The following is an 18,556-nucleotide window of genomic DNA, read 5'->3' on the forward strand; positions in this document are numbered from 1 at the left end:
CGACTTGCGGCGTTCCGCGGCCACGAATTCCGTGCTGTCGGCACTCTGCTGACGTGTCGTCGGTCCCCGGCCGACGTGTATACGGCGCGATCGCTCGGGCAGGGCGTACTGCCCTTGGCGTCGCCCTTTCGTACAAGGAGACGGGGCGGGTCGCCCTCTACCGTGCCCGTATGACGTGGTGGAACTCCCTTGACCCGGCCGCGGTGACCGTGGACCCCGGTGGCCGAGCGACCGTACGGCTTCGCGTACGCAATACGGGAGACACGGTCGAGGAGTTCCGGCTGGGGATCGTCGGCGCGCCCGCCGGCTGGGCCCGCGTCGAACCCGAGGTGCTGCGGCTCTACCCGGGCAGCGAGGGCACGGCCGAGGTGTCCTTCGCGCCGCCCCGCTCGTCCGACACGAAGGCCGGGCCCACGCCCTTCGGCATCCGCGTCGAGCCCCGAGAGCACCCCGAGGGACGCGACGTCGTCGAGGGCCAGGTCACCGTCACGCCCTTCTCGGAGATCCGGGCCGAGCTCCTGCCGCCCACCATCGTCGGACGCTTCCGCGGCCGGGCCTCGGTCGCCGTGGACAACCTCGGCAACACCCCGCTGACCGCGTCGCTCACCGTCCGCGACGACGCGGGCCGGCTGGCCTTCGACATCACTCCCACCGCGATCCAGGCGGCCCCGGGCCGCGCCGCTTTTGCGCGGTTCACCGTACGCCCGCAGCAGGTGCAGTGGACGGGGTCCGCGCAGGCGCACCCGCTGACCGTCGCCGTGCGCAGGTCCGGCGACGAGCAGGCCCACGAACTGCCCGGCAGCTTCGACCAGCGCCCGGTCCTGCCCCGCTGGCTGCTCGCCCTCGGCAGCGTCGTCGCGGCGCTCGGCATCGCCTTCATGGTGGTCTGGTTCTCCTACGCCCCCAAGTTCAACGGATCGGCCCGCGAGAACCAGGCGGCCGCCGTGGCCCCCGACGCGGTCCCGCAGGGCGGCGAGAAGGACAAGCTCGCGGACGCCCCGCCGCCTCCGAAGGAGAAGGCGAAGGGCGGCGGCCCGGGTGGTGGCAGCAGTGCGGGTGACGGCTCCGGCGGAGGAGGCGGCACGGGCGGTTCCGGCTCCGGTGGCGGCGGCTCGTCCGGCGGAGGTGGCGGCAGCGGAGACGGCGGCGACGGCGGAGGCGGCGAGAAGCCGGTGGCGGACCGCAGGACCGCCGCCCGCAGCGGCCCGCCGTGGCAGCGCGGCTACAAGTCCGACGTCGTCGTCGAGTACGCCCAGCGCCGCCTCGCGGCCCTCGGCTCGAAGAACCCGTGCACCCTCACCGGCTCCTACACCCCCGGCGTCATCGACGCCAAGACCGAGGACAAGTTGATCTGTTACCAGCAAGCGGTGGTCCGCTCCGGCCAGACCTCCGGCAAGAACACCGCGCAGATCTTCGAGACGGACGACCTGGGTGAGCTCGGCCGGGCCACCCTCACCTCGCTGTGGGCGCAGGGCGTCCGCCCCGACCACGTCCGCTCCGGAGCGGACAACTGGGAGGTCGTGCAGGTGCAGGCGGCGTTCTGGTGGGCCTCTCAGGCCGGCATCAGCGACAAGGACCTGGACCGCGACCGGGCCTACGCCGAGCACGGCGTGGCCTACTTCGAGCACGGCCGTCGCGCGCCCGTCACGGCCAGGTACAACAGCAGCACGGCCGCCCACATCAAGGAGTACCAGGCGTCCGTCGGCCTCCCGGCGACCGGCGTCGCCGACAGCAGGACCCTGCAGGCCATGGTCGGCGGCAGCGTCAAGAACCCCGGCGTGAAGGGTCGTTGAGCCAGATGTGGACCGCACTCGAACCCGCAGCGACCACCGTGGAACCCGGCTCCACCACGAGCGTACGGCTGCGCGTGCGCAACACCGGCGACACCGTGGAGGAGTACCGCCTCCAGGTGGTCGGCGCCGCCGCCGGATGGGCCCGCGTACAGCCCGACGTACTGCGCCTGTACCCGGGGGCGGAGGGCACCGCGCAGGTGGAGCTCGCGCCGCCCAGGACCCCGGACGCGCAGGCAGGACCGACGCCGTTCGGCGTCCGTGTGCAGCCCCGCGAGGCCGCGCACGCGGCGGACGTGGCCGAGGGCCAGGTGACCATCACCCCGTTCGCCGAACTGCGCACGGAACTCCTGCCGTTGGTGGTGAGCGGCCGGCTGAGCGCCAAGGCGTCGGTGGCCGTCGACAACCTCGGCAACCAGCAGCTGACGGCCTCCTTCTCCGGCCGTGAGAACGGCGACGCGCTGGAGGTCGAGGCCGAGCCGGGCTCCGTGCAGGTCGCCCCCGGCCGCGCCGGATTCGCGGAACTGCGGCTCAAGCCCGGCGCGGTGAGCTGGGTGGGCGGCACCACCAAGCACCCGTTCACCGTCTCCGTGCTGCGGGCCGGGGTGCCCGAGCCGGTGGAGCTGCACGGCACCTATGTGCAGCCGTCGGTGATCCCGCGCTGGGCGATGGCGGTGTGCTCGGTGCTGTTCGCGCTGGGCCTCGCGTTCGCCGTGCTCTGGTTCCAGCACAAGCCGAGCATGGCCACCCAGGCCAGGGAGAAGCCGGGGAAGCAGCAGGAGCTCCCGCAGACCGACGGCATGAAGAAGGCGCCGAGCCCGAAGCCGAGCGACGACACCGAGGAGAAGGAGAAGAAGGAGCCCGCGCCTCCGCCGGAGGACAAGGACGACGCTCCGAAGCCGGAGCCGGGCGGCGGCGAGAAGAAGGACGACGAGCCCAAGGGGCCCAAGACGCACACCATCCGCAGCAGCGAGGGCAGTGGCTGGTACCTGGAGGTCAAGAAGGGGGAGCAGGCCGACGGCACCTATGTCGGCCAGAACCCCTCCCTCACGGACGAGTTCGGCGACAACCAGAAGTGGATCCTGCACCACTACCCGGAGTCCGACACCTACGCCCTGGAGCCCGCCAACGCCCCCGGTACCGTCCTGGACCAGAAGGTGAACACGAACATCGCGCAGATCTTCCACGCGCCGCCGGAGAACATCAAGACCGGTCAGCTGCCGGACAACCAGAAGTGGAAGCTGGAGAAGCGCGGCGACGGGCTGACGCGGATCGTCGCCGTCGGCTCCGGCGAGTGCCTCGTCGACATGCAGAACGACACGAGCGCGGTCACGTGGAAGTGCGACGACCGCAAGAGCATGGGCTGGACGATCTCCGACTGGCCGGAGTGACCGGGGCCGACGCCCGTTATGGCCGGCCGTCGGGGCGTTCCGGCCAGGTCATGCCCGAGACCACCGCGCGGAACGCCGTGCGGTAGGTGGTGGGACTGGTGCCGGTGGCGCGCTGGAAGTGGTGGCGCAGGTTCGCGGGGGTGCCGAGGCCGGTGCGGGCCGCGATGCGCTCCACCGGGTCGTCGGTGCGTTCCAGGAGCCGCTGGGCGCTCTGGAGCCGGGTGCGGAGCAGGTACTGGAGCGGGGTGAGGCCCGTCTCGGCGCGGAAGCGGCGGGTCAGGCTGCGGACGCCGAGCCCCGCCCGGCCCGCGATGTCGTCGAGGGTCAGCGGCCGGTGCAGGTTGGCCTCCATCCACCGGGTCACCGGTTCGAGGCTGCTGCCGGGCGGGGTGACGGCGTTGTACGCGGCGTCCGCGAGAGCGCTGTGTGCAGCTTCCCGGCCGGCGTCCGCGAGAGCGCTGTGCGCCGCTTCCCGGCCGGCGCCGGAGGTCGGGCCGACGCCGGAAGCCGTTCCTCCGGTGTCCTCCGCGTGCAGGTGCAGGAAGAGCTGCCGTTCCGTCTCGATGGCCACGACCTCTCCGTGATCCTGGGTGATCAGGTGCAGGCACAGGTCGACACCCCCGAGCACCCCGGCCGCACTGTGGAAGGGGCCGTCGGCCACCGCCGACCCCTCGGCGTCCACGTCGATCCGCAGGTATGACCGCGCCAGTTCCCGCGTGTGCCGCCGACTGGTGGCCGCCCGGCGCCCGTCCAGCAGACCGGTGGCCGCGAGGGTGAACGTGCCCGTCCCGACGGCGCCGACCCGGCCCCCGCGCTCCACCACGCCCCGCAGCGCGTCCACGACACCGGGCGGCGGCACATCACGGAAGCCCTCGTGCCCCGGCAGCAAAACCGTGTCGGCGTCGTCGAGACCCTCCAGGCCCCAGGGCGTGTCGATGCCGAAGGGCGCGGGCCCGCCCGTGCTCCGGAACCCCGGCCCCGCACAGATCCGCACCTCGTACGCCACCGGGTGGTGGTGCCTGGCCGCCGTCGCGAAAGCGAGCCCGGGGGCGGAGAGCTGAGGTCCCGGCACCCCGTCGAGGGCGAGGACGGCGATCACTGACATGTCCAGAATTTAGCCGAGGGTGACATCACGGCCGCTGTTTGCGGGTCCCGCCCGCGACGGATGATCGCAGCGCGGTGGGACGAAGGCGGACCGACGCCTCGTCCGCGCACCGCACCGGCACCCTCTGCGAAAGGCCCGCTCATGCACCACACGGACCCGGCTACCGCCCCCGAAACCCCCGCGCCCGACCGCGCCGACCACGCCGACCGGGCCCGGCGGAGCCCGCGCCGACTGCTCGCCCGGGGCGCCGCGGCCCTCGGCGCGACCGCGCTCCTCGGCGCCACGGCCCTGACCGGCAGCGCGAGCGCCGTCGTCAACGGCGAGGACGCCACGCAGCACTACCCGTTCATGGCGACGGTGCCGGTCAAGGAGTACGGCGCCCAGTGCGGGGCGACTCTCGTCGACTCCCGGTGGGTCCTCACGGCCGCGCACTGCGTCAACCCCGAGCTGGCCACCCTGACCGGCAAGATCCGCGTCGGGAGCGACCACCGTACGACCGGCGGTTCCGTCCGGAACATCGACAAGATCGTCACCGCGCCCGGCTACGTGCAGGACATGACGGGCACGACGTACAACAAGAACGACCTCGCGCTGATACGCCTGGACCGCCCCGTCTCCCAGCGGCCCGTCCGCATCGCCGACAAGGCGGGACCGGTCGGCACGCCCACCCGCATCCTCGGCTACGGCACGGTCGTCGAGGCGCCGACGCTGGAGGACGCGAAGTTCCCCGACCGCCTCCAGCAGCTGGACACGCGCAGGGGCGCGGCGAGCGAGTGCGCGCCCGGCTGGGCGGGCAGGACGCGGCTGTGCACGGTCAGTACGAAGCCGAAGGCCATGGCGTGCAACGGCGACTCCGGCGGCCCGCAGCTGCAGCGCGCGAAGAACGGCCGCTGGGAGCTGATCGGCGCCACGTCCGGACCCGGCAGCCTCCGTGAGGGCTGCGGGACGGGACCCGGGCTCTACTCCAACGTGCCCGCCTTCAAGCACTGGATCCACGAGACGATCCGCAAGAGCGGCTGATCCGGACCCGCACGGCCGAGCCGCGAGCCGCGAGCCGTGAGCCGTGAGCCGTGAGCCGTGAGCCGTGAGCCGTGAGCCGCGAGGGCGGCGGGCACCGGCCGGGCCCTGCGGATGGTTGGATTCCCGACATGTCAGTGATCGCCGTCCTGGCCCTCGACGGAGCCCCGGGCCATCACCTCACCACGCCCGGCCTCGTCTTCGGAACCGCCTGCCGCGAGCACCCCGGCGTCTCCTACGAGGTCAGGCTCTGCGCGGCCCCCGGCTTCCGGGCGACCGGCGGCCCGGGGCCCGCGCTCGCCGTCCGCCCGCCGCACGGCCTCGAAGGCCTGGCGGACGCCGACGTCGTACTGATCCCCGGGCACACCGGCCCCCGCGCCGGGCGGCCCCCCGAGGGCGTCGCCGCCGCCCTGCGCGCCGCGGTGGGCAGGGGCGGCCGCGTCGCCGCCGTCAGCACCGGCACGTTCACGCTCGCGGCGACCGGGCTGCTCGACGGACGGCGGGCCACGACCGGCTGGCGGCACATGGCGGAACTGGCCGCGCTGCACCCCCGGATCGACGTCGACCCGGTCGGCACGGTCGTCGAGGACGGGCCCTACTGCACGGCGGCCGGAGTCTTCGGGGGCCTGGACGTCTGTCTGCGGCTGCTGGCCCGCGACCACGGCCGGCGGATCGCGGGGGAGACGTCACGGGAATTGATCACGCCACTGCACGTGGACGCGGACAGCGTCCAGGAGACCATCGACCGCGAGGTCGCAGGAAGCGCGGGACTCGAACCCACCCTTCGGTGGATCGACACGCACCTCCATCTCCCGCTCACCCTCCCGGAGATCGCCGCCCACGCGCGCACCTCCACCAGCAGCGTGACGCGCCGCTTCCGCGACCGCACCGGGCTCAGCCCGCTCCAGTACGTGCTGCGTGCGCGCCTGCACGAGGCGATGCGGCTCCTGCGGGAGACCGACACGCCCGTCGAGGACATCGCGGGCGCGACCGGCTTCACCTCACCGGCCGCCCTGCGCCACCACTTCCGTGCCCTCACCGGCACCACGCCCCGCGACTACCGCCGCGCCCACAAGCCTGCCGCCCCTCCGGGCCCTGGGGGCGGGCGCCACGGATGACCGTGCCCTTCCGGGCGGCCTCTCACTACTGCCAGGGCAGCGTCGTCCCGGGCTCGAGGCGACCCATCTTGCGGTACTCGCGCCGCGCCCCCGCCCGCACGTCCTCGCCCGACACCGGGCCGCCGTGCCCCGCCGCCAGATAGGCGGCGGTCACCGCGGCCGACCGGATGCCGCCGCCCGCCAGCTCGAACTCCTTCGCGCAGACGGCGAGTTCGGCGTCCAGGTCCGGAGCGCAGGGGGTGCCCGCCAGGCAGCTCCGCCACAGCGTGAGGCGCAGCTCGGCGTCCGGGAACGGGAAGTCCACCACCAGGTCGAGGCGGCGCGTGAACGCGTCGTCGATGTTGGCCCGCAGGTTGGTCGTCAGCACGGCGATCCCGTCGAACGCCTCAAGGCGCTGGAGCAGGTACGCGCTCTCCAGGTTCGCGTACCTGTCGTGCGAACTCTTGACCTCCGAGCGCTTGCCGAAGACGGCGTCGGCCTCGTCGAAGAGCAGCACCGCGTCCGTGCGGTCCGCCTCGGCGAAGATCCGCTCCAGGTTCTTCTCCGTCTCGCCGATGTACTTGTCGACGACCGCCGACAGGTCCACCACGTACAGATCCAGGCCGAGTTCACCGGCCACCACCTCGGCCGACAGCGTCTTGCCGGTGCCGGAGTCCCCGGCGAACAGCGCGACGACGCCGCGCCCGCGCCCGCCGCCGGTGCGCAGCCGCCACTCGCCGAGCACCTTGTCGCGGTGCCGGGCGCGCATCGTCAGCTCCCGCAGCATGCCGAGCGGTTCGTCCGGCAGGACGAGGTCGTCGAAGCCGACCTCGGGCCGGATCCGCCGGGCGTGCTTGTCGAGCAGCGGCGCGGACTGGAGCCGGGCGCTGTGCTGCAGGTGCGCGGCGGTCGGCGCGGTCCCGTCGAACGCGGCGAGGCCGGTGGCGTCCCGTGCCGCGCGGCGGATCTGCGGCTCGCTGAGCCGGTACGGCGCGACGGCCTCGCCGAGGTCGAAGTCCGGCTCGTAGGCGGGGGTGTGCAGGGCCAGTTCGGTGTGCCAGGTGCGGGAGGTGTCGACGCCGTCCTGCGGCGCGTCCAGCGCGAGCAGCCCGGCGTCGGGCGCCCACCCGGGGTCGTACGGCTCGCTCCCGAAGAACACCACCGGTACGTCGCCGGTCGCCAACGCCCGTACGAGAGCGCCGGGTTCGGGTGGCAGCGGACCCACGACGAGCGCGGCCCGCCGCAGCCGTGCCTCGCGGACGAGCGCGACGGCCACCGCGGCCGTGTCGTCCCCTGCCCGGTGCGGGGGCCGGTGGAGCAGCACGGGCAGACCGGCTGCCCGCAGTGCGTCGGCCACGGGGGCGGCGGCGGTGCCCTCCCTGCGCTCGCGCAGATGAACGGCGAGCGGCCGCTCGGCGGCGAGGGCGGCGATACGGGTGGCGAGCGGGTGGGCCGGGGCAGACGCGCCGTCCGGCAGCAACTCGACTCCGCAGCCGACCAGTTCGGGGTCCAGTGCGTCGTCGCCCAGCAGGTGCGACACCACGCGTTCCGGTACGCGCAGGGCCCGCCCCGGCAGTGGCCGCTCCTCGTCCTCGACGGCGATCAGGCCGCCTGCCCGCAGCGGCGCCAGCGGGTGGAAGCGGGCGCGGGCGAGCGGGTCGTGCGGTCCGGTGCCCGCGAGGTCGAGGGCGAGGGCGACCGTGGCCCTGCGGCGTCCGACGTCGTCGTTGAGGTAGCCGTACAGCGGCTCGAAGCGGCGGTCCACGTCGGGGGCGAGGGCGGCGAGCAGGATGTGCCGGTCGAGTGCGCTCAGCCCGAAGGCCCGGGCCAACTCGCCGAGCGCGCCGCCGGGTTCGGCCCCCTCGTCCTCCGGCGCGGGGGCGGGCTCCGGCGGGGGCGCCGTGGCCAGCCGGTGCGCGGTCTCCGGCGTCACGTACAGCCCGCGCAGCGGATCGGCCGCCGTCGGGTCGTCCGCGCCGCGCCGTGCGACGAGCTCGGCCACGCGGCCGCGCAGCGACTCCAACCGTGCCGGTATCGCTTCGTGCGGTGCGCCGTTCACCGCGTTTCGGGAGCTCACCGCGTACCGGTCCCGTTGCCCGACGTGTTGTTGTCCGCCGTGTCCCGCTGTTTGCGGAGCATCCGGGGCCGCGAGTCGCCGGGCTCGCCGTCGATGCCGCGGACACCCACGACCGCGCCCTCGGTGACCGGCGGGGCCACGGGGTACGTCGGGGACACCGGGAACGGCACGGTGATCACGACGTCCAGGGACGGCTTGAGTTCACCGCCGAGCGCCGACCACACGTCCGCGAGGGACCGGGACTCGGTCGGTGGCACCGCGACGGTCAGCGGCAGCGGGGCCCGCAGCGAGGCGAGCGCGTCCGGCAGGGCGTCGGGCGGCAGCAGCTCGTGCCCGAGCAGGGTGCCGAGGGCCGCGGAGAGCAGCCGGTGCTCGTCCTCCGGCCGGTTGGTCCAGGCGGTGAGCAGGTAGGAGAGCCGGAACCAGCGCGGCGGCTGCCGCCTGCGCAGCACCGCGCCGTCCGGCCCGCGCTCGGCGTACGCGCCGCGCTCGCGCCGGGCGACGTCCTCGCGGATGTCGTACAGGTACGAGTTGAGGGTGGGGGCGTTGCGCCGCGCGGCCCAGTCGCGGGTCGGCGCCTCGAAGACGACCTCGCCGGTCCCCTCGGGAAGCGCACCGCGCAGCAGCGCGCGCAGCGCCTCGTCGACTTCGTGGATCACGGTCGGACTCCCCGGGCGGGAAGCAGGGCTCCCCGGGCAGGAAGCCGGACTCCCCGGACGGGAACGGGGAGGTGGTTCGGGTGCCGCATCAGATGTATCCCTCCCGCAGCGCGTACGCGACGGCATGCGCGCGGTTCTGCAGCTGCAGGCGCGTCATGAGCGCGTGCAGGACGTTCTTGACGGTGCGTTCGGAGTAGGCAAGCTTTTCAGAGATCTGTTTGGTGTCCAGACCTTCCGCGATCAGCCGCACCACGTCCACCTCGCGGGGCGCCATGCCCAGCGTCGGCACGAGGGTGGCGGCGGACGGCGGCCCGTCGAGCGCCGAGAGCCTGAGCCGTCCCAGCTGCGTCATGAGCCGGTTGATCAGGTCGGGCGGCAGCTCGCCCTCGCCGCGCGCCGCGCTGTGCACGGCGCGCAGCAGCTTCTGCGGGGTCGCCTGGTGCCGCCACAGGATGGCCCGTACGCCGTACTCGACGACGGCGAGCAGCTCCGGCTCGCGCAGCTCGCTCGCGATCAGCACGACGCGCTGCTCGGTCGACCTGGTCAGCCGGCGCAGTTCGCTGCCCGCCGGGTCGTCGAGCCGGTCCACGAGCATGACGGCGACGCGTCCCGGGGCGGGCGTGGTCGTCGGTCCGGGCGGGGACGTCTGCGAGCCGTCCCCGGCACGGTCCACCAGCTCGACGGTGGGCTCGTGCCGGAGATGGCTGATGACTCCGGCTCGGCTGAGGGGGTCGGTGGCGTGCACGGCCACCGATATACGTGTATCCGACAACTGAGGTTTTCCTGTCTTCCCCCGAATAGCGACGGGCACAGGGTGATCGGAACCGATCAACATCTGATTGCCGCCGGATCAACGCGGACGTTTATCGGTCACGGGGCCCTTGTCGGCGGGTCGCGGGGCCCTTGTCGGCGGCAGGAGCGCCGGGCCGGGCCGGCGGCGCAATGCCGACCGTCCCGGTGTCCCGTACCGTCACAAACAGGGCGAGTGCCCCGCCGCCGGACAGCGCGTGCCGGTGGCGATCACGGGGTACCCGGCGGCCCGGACGGATCAGCGACCCGACGGAAAGGGGCCTCCGTGAGCGAGGAGGACAAGCTGCGGACCTATCGCGGGAAGCGGCACTTCGACAGGACGCGCGAGCCGAGCGGCGAGCATACGACGGCCGGGCAGGCCGGGCCCGACCGGGACGGTGACGAGCCCGCCTTCGTCGTGCAGATCCACGACGCGAGCACCATGCACTTCGACTTCCGTCTGGAGGTCGACGGTGTGCTCAAGTCCTGGTCCGTCCCCAAGGGGCCCTCCACCGACCCGCACGACAAGAGGCTCGCCCTCCCCACCGAGGACCACCCCATGGCTTACCGGGACTTCGAAGGCGTGATCCCCGAGGGCGAGTACGGCGGCGGGACCGTCATCGTCTGGGACCGGGGCACCTACCGGCCGATGGGCCACGACAAGAAGAAGCGCCCGGTGCCGTTCGGCGAGGCCCTGGAGAACGGCCACGCCACGTTCGAGCTGCACGGCGAGAAGCTGCGCGGACAGTACGCGCTCACCCGGTTCCACGGCCGCGAGGAGCGGAGCGGCGGGTCCGCCAAGCCGACCTGGCTGCTCGTGCGGAAGAGCGCGGGGGCGGGCGGCGCGGGGGCGGGCAGGAGCGGCGGCACCCCCGACCCGCGGCGCGCCCGCTCCACGCTCAGCGGCCGCACCCTGCGCCAGGTCGCCGAGGCGCCGGACGCGCCCAGATGGGAGCCGGACGGCGGTGAGAAGGGGTGACCGGCCTCCTCGACACGCTGCCGCCCGAGCTGCACGCCCGCACCCGCGACGCGGCCCCCGGCGTCGAACTCGCCGCCTCACCCATGCTGGCCACCCTCAGCGACCGGCGTGACTTCCCGCAGGGCTGGATCTTCGAGCGGAAGCTGGACGGCATCCGGGTCCTCGCCGTCCGCGAGAACGGCGAGGTGACGCTCCGCTCCCGCAGCGGACGGCGGCTCGACGCCACGTACCCGGAGATCGTCGACGCCCTCACCGCGCAGGACTGCGCGGACTTCACCGTCGACGGCGAGATCGTCGCGTACTCCCACGGCCGGACCGACTTCGCACGCCTCCAGCAGCGCATGGGACTCACCCGGCGGGCCGACGTCGAGGCGAGCGGCGTCGTCGTCACGTACTACGTCTTCGACCTCCTGCGCCTGGACGGCGTGGACGTACGACGGCTGCCGCTGCGCACCCGCAAGTCCCTGCTGCGGCGCGCGATCACCTTCACCGCCCCGCTGCGCTTCTGCGCCCACCGCAACGAGGGCGGCCCCGAACTCCTCGCCGACGCGTGCCGGCGCGGCTGGGAGGGGCTCATCGCCAAGCGCGCCGACAGCGCCTACCGGACGCGCCGCTCCGACGACTGGCTCAAGCTGAAGTGCTCCCAGGGCCAGGAGTTCGTCGTGGGCGGCTTCACCGAGCCCGCGGGCAGCCGGGTCGGCATCGGCGCGCTGCTCATCGGCTACTACGACGACGGGCGGCTGCGTTACGCAGGGAAGGTCGGCACCGGCTTCGACCGGCGCACCCTCCTCGCCCTCCGCGAGCGACTCGACGGGCTGCGCACACCCCGGTCCCCGTTCGCGAGCCGGGTCGCGGAGCGCGCCGCCCACTGGGTCGAGCCGAGGCTCGTGGCCCAGATCGCCTTCACGGAGTGGACCCGCGACGGCATGCTGCGCCACCCCCGCTACCAGGGACTGCGGGACGACAAGGACCCGTCGCTGATCGTCCGCGAACACATCGCGTCCTGACCGGCGAGTGCAAATTCCGTGGCCTTCGCACCCCGGCGCGACGATACTCGACCACGTGTTCCTGACGATCTCGACCTCTGGCGACGCGCGGAACCCGGCGACCGACCTGGGATTCCTGCTGCACAAGCATCCCGACAGGACGCAGGCGTTCGCCACTTCCCATGGCACCGCCCACGTCTTCTACCCCGAGGCGGCCACCGAGCGCTGCACCGCCGCGCTGCTCCTGGAGGTCGACCCCGTCGCGCTCGTGCGGCGCGGCAAGGGGAAGGGCAAGGGGCGCGGCGGCGCACCCGACGCGGCACTCGCCCAGTACGTGAACGACCGGCCGTACGCGGCCTCCTCGCTGCTCGCCGTGGCGCTGAGCGCGGTGTTCTCCAGCGCGCTGCGCGGCGTGTGCGCCGCCCGCCCCGAGCGGGCCGCGCGGCCGCTGCCGCTGCGCGTCGAGGTGCCCGCCCTGCCCGCGACCGGCGGCGCCGGCCTCGTGCGCGCGCTGTTCGAGCCGCTCGGCTGGACGGTGACGGCGACGCCCGTCCCGCTGGACGTGCGGTTCCCCGCCTGGGGCGACTCGCGGTACGTGGGGATCGTCCTCGAAGTGCCCGACGGAAAGCTGACCCTGGGCGAGGCGCTCCGGCACCTGTACGTGCTGCTGCCCGTCCTCGACGACGCCAAGCACTACTGGGTCTCGCCGGACGAGGTCGACAAGCTGCTGCGGGCCGGTGAGGGCTGGCTCGCCGACCACCCGGAGCGGGAGGTCATCACCAGCCGTTACCTCGCGCGCCGTCGGTCCCTGACCCGTGAGGCGAGGGAGCGTCTCGAACTGGTGCGGCTCGCCGACGCCGACGACACGGACGTCGAGGAGCTGGACAACGCGGTGGACGAGGAGTCCGAACCCTCCGAGATCGACGGCAGGCCCGTGCCGCTCGCCCTGCGCCGCCGCGAGGCGATCCTCGCCGCGCTCACCGCCGCCGACGCGTCCCGTGTCCTCGATCTCGGCTGCGGGCAGGGCCAGTTGGTGCAGGCGCTGCTCAAGGACACGCGGTTCACCGAGATCGTCGGACTCGACGTGTCCGTGCGCGCGCTGACCGTCGCGGCGCGGCGGTTGCGGCTCGACAGCATGGGCGAGCGCATGGCGGAGCGCGTCAAGCTCCTCCAGGGCTCGCTCGCGTACACCGACAAACGGCTCAAGGGGTACGACGCGGCGGTGCTCAGCGAGGTCATCGAGCACCTCGACGTGGAGCGCCTGCCCGCCCTGGAGTACGCGGTGTTCGGCTCCGCACGCCCCCGCACCGTCCTCGTCACCACGCCGAACGTCGAGTACAACGTCCGGTGGGAGACTCTCCCCGCCGGGCACGTGCGCCACGGCGACCACCGCTTCGAGTGGACGCGGGAGGAGTTCCGCGCCTGGGCCCGCACGGTGGCCGAACGGCACGCGTACGCCGTGGAGTTCGTGCCCGTGGGCGACGACGACCCCGAGGTGGGACCGCCCACACAGATGGCCGTGTTCACGCAGACCGACAGAGAGGAGGTGCGGGCCGCATGAGGAACGACACCGACAGCAGCGGTACCAATAACAGCGACAGCAGTACCGGCACGGATGCCCGGGGCCCGCGCCGCGTGCTGCCCGTCACCGACCTGTCCCTCGTCGTCCTGATCGGCGCCACCGGCTCCGGCAAGTCGACGTTCGCGCACCGGCACTTCAAGCCCACCGAGGTCGTCTCCAGCGACTTCTGCCGGGGGCTCGTCGCCGACGACGAGAACGACCAGAGCGCCAGCCGCGACGCCTTCGACGTGCTGCACTACATCGCGGGCAAGCGCCTCGCCGCGGGCCGCCGCACCGTCGTCGACGCGACCAGCGTGCAGAGCGACAGCCGCAAGCAGCTGATCGAGCTGGCCAGGCAGTACGACGTGCTGCCCATCGCCATCGTGCTCGACGTGCCCGAAGAGGTGTGCGCCGCACGCAACGCCACGCGCGAGGACCGCGCGGGCCTGCCGCGCCGCGTCATCCAGCGCCACCAGCGCGAACTGCGCCGCTCCCTGAAGCACCTGGAGCGCGAGGGCTTCAGGAAGGTCCACGTCCTGCGCGGGGTGGACGAGATCGAGAGCGCCACCGTCGTCACCGAGAAGCGCTACAACGACCTCTCCGACCTCACGGGCCCCTTCGACATCATCGGCGACGTCCACGGCTGCGCCGCCGAACTGGAGACGCTGCTCGACAAGCTCGGCTACGCCGACGGCGTCCACCCCGAGGGCCGCAAGGCCGTCTTCGTCGGCGACCTCGTCGACCGCGGCCCGGACACCCCGGGTGTGCTGCGCCGCGTGATGGGGATGGTCGCGGGCGGCACCGCGCTCTGCGTGCCCGGCAACCACGAGAACAAGCTCGGCCGCCACCTCAAGGGCCGCGGCGTCCGGCACACCCACGGACTGGCCGAGACCATCGAGCAGTTGGGGCGCGAGAGCGAGGAATTCCGCGCCCAGGTCAGGGAGTTCGTCGACGGGCTCGTCTCCCACTACGTCCTCGACGGGGGACGACTCGTCGTCTGCCACGCCGGCCTGCCCGAGAAGTACCACGGCCGCACGTCCGGCCGGGTGCGCTCGCACGCCCTGTACGGCGACACGACCGGCGAGACCGACGAGTTCGGCCTTCCGGTGCGCTACCCCTGGGCGGAGGAGTACCGGGGCAGGGCCGCCGTCGTCTACGGCCACACCCCGGTGCCCACCGCCACCTGGCTCAACAACACCATCTGCCTGGACACCGGCGCCGTCTTCGGCGGCAGGCTGACCGCGCTGCGCTGGCCGGAGCGCGAGCTCGTCGACGTACCGGCGGAACGCGTCTGGTACGAGCCGGCCAAGCCGCTGCGCACCGAGGCGCCGGGCGGCCACGACGGGCGGCCCCTCGACCTGGACGACGTGCACGGCCGCCGCGTGGTGGAGACCCGGCACGCCGGCCGCGTCGCCGTGCGCGAGGAGAACGCGGCGGCGGCCCTGGAGGTCATGAGCCGCTTCGCCGTCGACCCGCGCCTGCTGCCGTACCTGCCGCCGACGATGGCGCCGACCGCGACATCGCGGCGCGAGGGCTATCTGGAACACCCCGCCGAGGCCTTCGCGTCGTACGCGCAGGACGGCGTCGCCCGCGTCGTGTGCGAGGAGAAGCACATGGGCTCGCGCGCGGTGGTCCTGGTCTGCCGGGACGCCGACGTGGCCCGCGAGCGCTTCGGCGTCCAGGGCCCCACCGGTTCGCTCTGCACCCGCACAGGACGCCCCTTCTTCACCGACGCCGCCGTCACCGAGGAGGTGCTCGGCCGGGTCCGTGACGCCGTCACCGAGGCGGGGCTTTGGGAGGAGCTGCGGACGGACTGGCTGCTGCTCGACGCGGAGCTGATGCCGTGGTCGCTGAAGGCGTCCGGCCTGCTCCGCACCCAGTACGCCGCCGTGGGCGCCGCCTCCGGTGCCGTCTTCCCCGGCGCGCTCGCCGCGCTGGAGGCGGCGACGGCGCGCGGCGTCGACGCGGGCGCTCTCCTCGCCCGCCAGCGGGAGCGCGCCGCGGACGCCGCCGCGTTCACCGACGCCTACCGCCGCTACTGCTGGCCGACCGAGGGCCTGGAAGGCGTGCGGCTCGCGCCGTTCCAGATCCTGGCGGTCCAGGGCCGCAGCCTCGCCGGGCTGCCGCACGACGAGCAGCTGGCCCTGATCGACCGCATGGTGGAGCACGACAACAGCGGCCGCGGCTCCGACCTGCTGCAGACCACCCGCCGCCTCTACGTCGACACGGGCGACCCGGAGTCGGTCCGCGCGGGCGTCGACTGGTGGCTGGAGATGACCAGCCGGGGCGGCGAGGGCATGGTCGTCAAGCCGGTCGAGGCGCTGGTCAGGGACGGCCGTGGCCGGCTCGTCCAGCCCGGCGTCAAGTGCCGCGGCCGCGAGTACCTGCGCATCGTCTACGGCCCGGAGTACACGCGCCCGGAGAACCTGGCGAAGCTGCGCGAGCGTTCCCTCGGCCACAAGCGCTCCCTCGCCGTCCGGGAGTACGCGCTCGGCCTGGAGGCCCTGGACCGCCTCGCGGACGGCGAGCCGCTGTGGCGCGTGCACGAGGCGGTGTTCGCGGTCCTCGCCCTGGAGTCCGAACCGGTGGACCCGCGGCTCTAGTCGACCGCGGCTTTGAACAACGATGAGCGTCGGCCGTCCGGCCGGGGAAAGATGGACCCCATGGGATTCCATGTCGACTCCGAGGCCGGGCGGCTGCGCCGCGTCATACTGCACCGCCCCGATCTGGAGCTCAAGCGGCTGACTCCGAGCAACAAGGACACCCTCCTCTTCGACGACGTCCTGTGGGTGCGCAGGGCCCGCCAGGAGCACGACGGCTTCGCGGACGTGCTGCGCGACCGGGGCGTGGCCGTCCACCTCTTCGGCGACCTGCTGACAGAGACCCTGGACGTGCCCGCGGCCCGCCTCCTGGTCCTGGACCGCGTCTTCGACGAGAAGGAGTACGGCCCGCTGGCCACCGACCACCTGCGGGCCGTGTTCGCGACGATGCCGTCGGCCGAGCTCGCCGAGGCGCTGGTCGGCGGGATGACGAAGCGGGAGTTCCTGGAGCGGCACGCCGAGCCGACGTCCGTCCGCTTCCACTGCATGGACCTGGACGACTTCCTGCTCGGCCCGCTGCCCAACCACCTCTTCACCCGCGACACCTCCGCCTGGATCTACGACGGCGTCTCCATCAACGCGATGCGCTGGCCCGCCAGGCAGCGCGAGACCGTGCACTTCGAGGCGATCTACCAGCACCACCCGCTGTTCCGGAGCGAGAACTTCAACGTCTGGTCGCAGGGGCAGGCGGACTATCCCTCGACCATCGAGGGCGGCGACGTCCTGGTGATCGGCAAGGGTGCGGTGCTCATCGGCATGAGCGAGCGCACCACCCCGCAGGCCGTCGAGATGCTCGCGCACAAGCTGTTCGCGGCGGGCTCCGCGCAGACGATCGTGGCCCTCGACATGCCGAAGCGGCGCGCCTTCATGCACCTCGACACGGTCATGACGATGGTCGACGGCGACACCTTCACGCAGTACGCGGGCCTCGGCATGCTCCGCTCGTACACCATCGAACCAGGCGTCGGGGAGCGGGAGTTGAAGGTCACCGACCATCCGCCCGAGCACATGCACCGGGCCATCGCCGCGGCGCTCGGCCTCGACGCCGTCCGGGTGCTCACCGCCACCCAGGACGTGCACGCGGCCGAGCGCGAGCAGTGGGACGACGGCTGCAACGTCCTCGCGGTGGAGCCCGGCGTCGTCGTCGCGTACGAGCGGAACTCGACGACCAACACGCACCTGCGCAAGCAGGGCATCGAGGTGATCGAGATCCTGGGCAGCGAGCTGGGGCGCGGCCGGGGCGGCCCGCGGTGCATGAGCTGCCCGGTGCAGCGGGACGCGGTGCCTGGGCTGTAGCGGGCCGGTAGGGAGAGCGCAGGGCCCGCGGTGCGGGGAGCGCAGGGCCCGGTACGGCGGGCGCAGGGCCCGGTACGCCGAGCACAGGGCGCCTGTATATAAATGTGGAGCGTCGTATATAGTTTCAATGTCAACGTGTCCCGTCACTCTTATCCCGCACTCTGGAGCGCCTCATGGCCACAGACCTCACCGGCCGCCACTTCCTCAAGGAGCTGGACTTCACCGCCGACGAGTTCCGCGGCCTGCTCGACCTGGCCGCCGAGCTGAAGGCGGCCAAGAAGGCCGGGACCGAGACGCGCCGGCTGCGGGGCAAGAACATCGCGCTGATCTTCGAGAAGAGCTCGACGAGGACCCGCTGCGCCTTCGAGGTGGCCGCCGCCGACCAGGGCGCATCCACGACGTACATCGACCCGTCCGGCTCGCACATCGGCAAGAAGGAGTCGGCGAAGGACACCGCCCGGGTGCTCGGCCGGATGTTCGACGCCATCGAGTTCCGCGGGGACGCGCAGGACACGGTCGAGACGCTCGCCGCCCACGCGGGCGTGCCCGTCTACAACGGCCTGACCGACTCCTGGCACCCCACCCAGATGCTCGCCGACATGCTCACCATGACCGAGCACGGCACCAAGCCCCTCACCGGCACCGCCTTCGCCTACCTCGGTGACGCCCGCTTCAACATGGGCAACTCGTACCTGATCACCGGCGCCCTGCTCGGCATGGACGTACGCGTCGTCGCGCCCCGCGCCTACTGGCCCGCCGAGGACATCGTCGCGCGGGCCCGCGAGCTCGCCGCAGCCAGCGGCGCCCGCCTCACCCTCACCGAGGACGTCGAGGAGGGCGTCCGGGGCGCCGACTTCGTCGGCACCGACGTATGGGTGTCGATGGGGGAGCCCAAGGAGGTGTGGGCCGAGCGCATAGCCGCCCTCGCGCCGTACACGGTGACGATGGACGTCCTGCGCGCCACCGGCAACGCCGACGTGAAGTTCCTGCACTGCCTGCCCGCCTTCCACGACCTGGGCACCCAGGTCGGACGCGAGGTCCACGAGACGTACGGCCTGGAGGCCCTGGAGGTCACCGACGAGGTCTTCGAGTCGGCACACTCCGTCGTCTTCGACGAGGCTGAGAACCGTATGCACACGATCAAGGCGGTCCTGGTCGCGACACTGACCTGACGGCAGCCCCGGGCGGTGCCCCTGACGGCCGCCGCCC

The 18,556-nt window shown here is 73.1% G+C and carries 14 protein-coding genes; 10 read left to right on the plus strand and 4 right to left on the minus strand.

Going from position 1 to position 18,556, the window contains the following annotated elements; translation table 11 throughout:
- Positions 1–170 precede the first annotated feature (170 nt).
- Together ACZ7LU_RS01200 and ACZ7LU_RS01205 are read left to right on the plus strand one after the other, a co-directional pair.
- Entirely contained in the window at positions 171–1,793 is a 1,623-nt protein-coding gene (locus tag ACZ7LU_RS01200) for a peptidoglycan-binding protein (RefSeq protein WP_471915281.1), read from the plus strand.
- Positions 1,794–1,798: 5 nt separating this feature from the next.
- Positions 1,799–3,181: an RICIN domain-containing protein gene (locus tag ACZ7LU_RS01205; protein WP_471916451.1), complete on the plus strand. Its 1,383-nt coding sequence runs from the start codon at positions 1,799–1,801 to the stop codon at positions 3,179–3,181.
- Positions 3,182–3,197: 16 nt separating this feature from the next.
- Here the strand turns inward: ACZ7LU_RS01205 and ACZ7LU_RS01210 are convergent, their stop codons facing one another.
- Positions 3,198–4,286: a GlxA family transcriptional regulator gene (locus ACZ7LU_RS01210; RefSeq protein ID WP_471915282.1), complete on the minus strand. Its 1,089-nt coding sequence runs from the start codon at positions 4,284–4,286 to the stop codon at positions 3,198–3,200.
- Positions 4,287–4,427: 141 nt separating this feature from the next.
- Here ACZ7LU_RS01210 and ACZ7LU_RS01215 point away from each other — a divergent pair, with 141 nt between their 5' ends.
- The gene (locus ACZ7LU_RS01215; protein ID WP_471915283.1) at positions 4,428–5,306 is read left to right on the plus strand and encodes a S1 family peptidase; all 879 of its coding nucleotides are present in this window, start codon (positions 4,428–4,430) and stop codon (positions 5,304–5,306) included.
- 128 nt (positions 5,307–5,434) lie between these two features.
- Positions 5,435–6,421: a GlxA family transcriptional regulator gene (locus tag ACZ7LU_RS01220; RefSeq protein ID WP_471113535.1), complete on the plus strand. Its 987-nt coding sequence runs from the start codon at positions 5,435–5,437 to the stop codon at positions 6,419–6,421.
- Between the two features lie 25 nt (positions 6,422–6,446).
- Here the strand turns inward: ACZ7LU_RS01220 and ACZ7LU_RS01225 are convergent, their stop codons facing one another.
- The 3 genes from ACZ7LU_RS01225 to ACZ7LU_RS01235 all read right to left on the minus strand — a co-directional run bounded on the left by ACZ7LU_RS01225 (position 6,447) and on the right by ACZ7LU_RS01235 (position 9,908).
- Positions 6,447–8,477 (minus strand): ATP-binding protein, encoded by a 2,031-nt coding sequence (locus ACZ7LU_RS01225; RefSeq protein ID WP_471915284.1) that lies wholly within the window; start codon positions 8,475–8,477, stop codon positions 6,447–6,449.
- Positions 8,474–9,136 carry a Pvc16 family protein gene (locus ACZ7LU_RS01230; protein ID WP_471915285.1) on the minus strand — a complete coding sequence of 221 codons (663 nt, stop codon included), beginning with the start codon at positions 9,134–9,136 and terminating at the stop codon, positions 8,474–8,476. The genes ACZ7LU_RS01225 and ACZ7LU_RS01230 overlap by 4 nt, the downstream gene beginning before the upstream one ends.
- 88 nt (positions 9,137–9,224) lie before the next feature.
- Entirely contained in the window at positions 9,225–9,908 is a 684-nt protein-coding gene (locus ACZ7LU_RS01235; RefSeq protein WP_468713321.1) for a response regulator transcription factor, read from the minus strand.
- A 303-nt stretch (positions 9,909–10,211) separates the two neighbouring features.
- On the opposite strand from ACZ7LU_RS01235, the gene ACZ7LU_RS01240 reads away from it, so the two are divergent.
- The 6 genes from ACZ7LU_RS01240 to argF all read left to right on the plus strand — a co-directional run bounded on the left by ACZ7LU_RS01240 (position 10,212) and on the right by argF (position 18,519).
- Positions 10,212–10,904 carry a DNA polymerase ligase N-terminal domain-containing protein gene (locus tag ACZ7LU_RS01240; RefSeq protein ID WP_471915286.1) on the plus strand — a complete coding sequence of 231 codons (693 nt, stop codon included), beginning with the start codon at positions 10,212–10,214 and terminating at the stop codon, positions 10,902–10,904.
- Positions 10,901–11,911, plus strand: coding sequence for a non-homologous end-joining DNA ligase (ligD, locus tag ACZ7LU_RS01245; RefSeq protein WP_471915287.1), 1,011 nt, complete (start codon positions 10,901–10,903; stop codon positions 11,909–11,911). Before ACZ7LU_RS01240 ends, ligD begins: the two co-directional genes overlap by 4 nt.
- Positions 11,912–11,966: 55 nt before the next feature.
- Positions 11,967–13,451, plus strand: coding sequence for a 3' terminal RNA ribose 2'-O-methyltransferase Hen1 (locus ACZ7LU_RS01250; protein ID WP_471915288.1), 1,485 nt, complete (start codon positions 11,967–11,969; stop codon positions 13,449–13,451).
- Positions 13,448–16,054: a polynucleotide kinase-phosphatase gene (locus tag ACZ7LU_RS01255; protein WP_471915289.1), complete on the plus strand. Its 2,607-nt coding sequence runs from the start codon at positions 13,448–13,450 to the stop codon at positions 16,052–16,054. The genes ACZ7LU_RS01250 and ACZ7LU_RS01255 overlap by 4 nt, the downstream gene beginning before the upstream one ends.
- A gap of 60 nt (positions 16,055–16,114) precedes the next feature.
- A complete protein-coding gene (locus tag ACZ7LU_RS01260) occupies positions 16,115–17,347 on the plus strand; it encodes an arginine deiminase (RefSeq protein ID WP_468085228.1) in 1,233 nt (410 codons plus the stop codon).
- 173 nt (positions 17,348–17,520) lie between these two features.
- Positions 17,521–18,519: an ornithine carbamoyltransferase gene (argF, locus tag ACZ7LU_RS01265; RefSeq protein WP_398305530.1), complete on the plus strand. Its 999-nt coding sequence runs from the start codon at positions 17,521–17,523 to the stop codon at positions 18,517–18,519.
- The last annotated feature ends 37 nt before the right edge of the window (positions 18,520–18,556 follow it).

It is taken from the genome of Streptomyces sp. NPDC039462 (genome assembly GCF_055639375.1).

Coding starts and splice junctions, on each gene's coding strand:
- ACZ7LU_RS01200 (WP_471915281.1), top strand. CDS start 171: ATGACGTGGTGGAACTCCCTTGACCCGGCCGCGGTGACCGTGGACCCC.
- ACZ7LU_RS01205 (WP_471916451.1), top strand. CDS start 1,799: ATGTGGACCGCACTCGAACCCGCAGCGACCACCGTGGAACCCGGCTCC.
- ACZ7LU_RS01210 (WP_471915282.1), bottom strand. CDS start 4,286: ATGTCAGTGATCGCCGTCCTCGCCCTCGACGGGGTGCCGGGACCTCAG.
- ACZ7LU_RS01215 (WP_471915283.1), top strand. CDS start 4,428: ATGCACCACACGGACCCGGCTACCGCCCCCGAAACCCCCGCGCCCGAC.
- ACZ7LU_RS01220 (WP_471113535.1), top strand. CDS start 5,435: ATGTCAGTGATCGCCGTCCTGGCCCTCGACGGAGCCCCGGGCCATCAC.
- ACZ7LU_RS01255 (WP_471915289.1), top strand. CDS start 13,448: ATGAGGAACGACACCGACAGCAGCGGTACCAATAACAGCGACAGCAGT.
- ACZ7LU_RS01260 (WP_468085228.1), top strand. CDS start 16,115: ATGGGATTCCATGTCGACTCCGAGGCCGGGCGGCTGCGCCGCGTCATA.
- argF (WP_398305530.1), top strand. CDS start 17,521: ATGGCCACAGACCTCACCGGCCGCCACTTCCTCAAGGAGCTGGACTTC.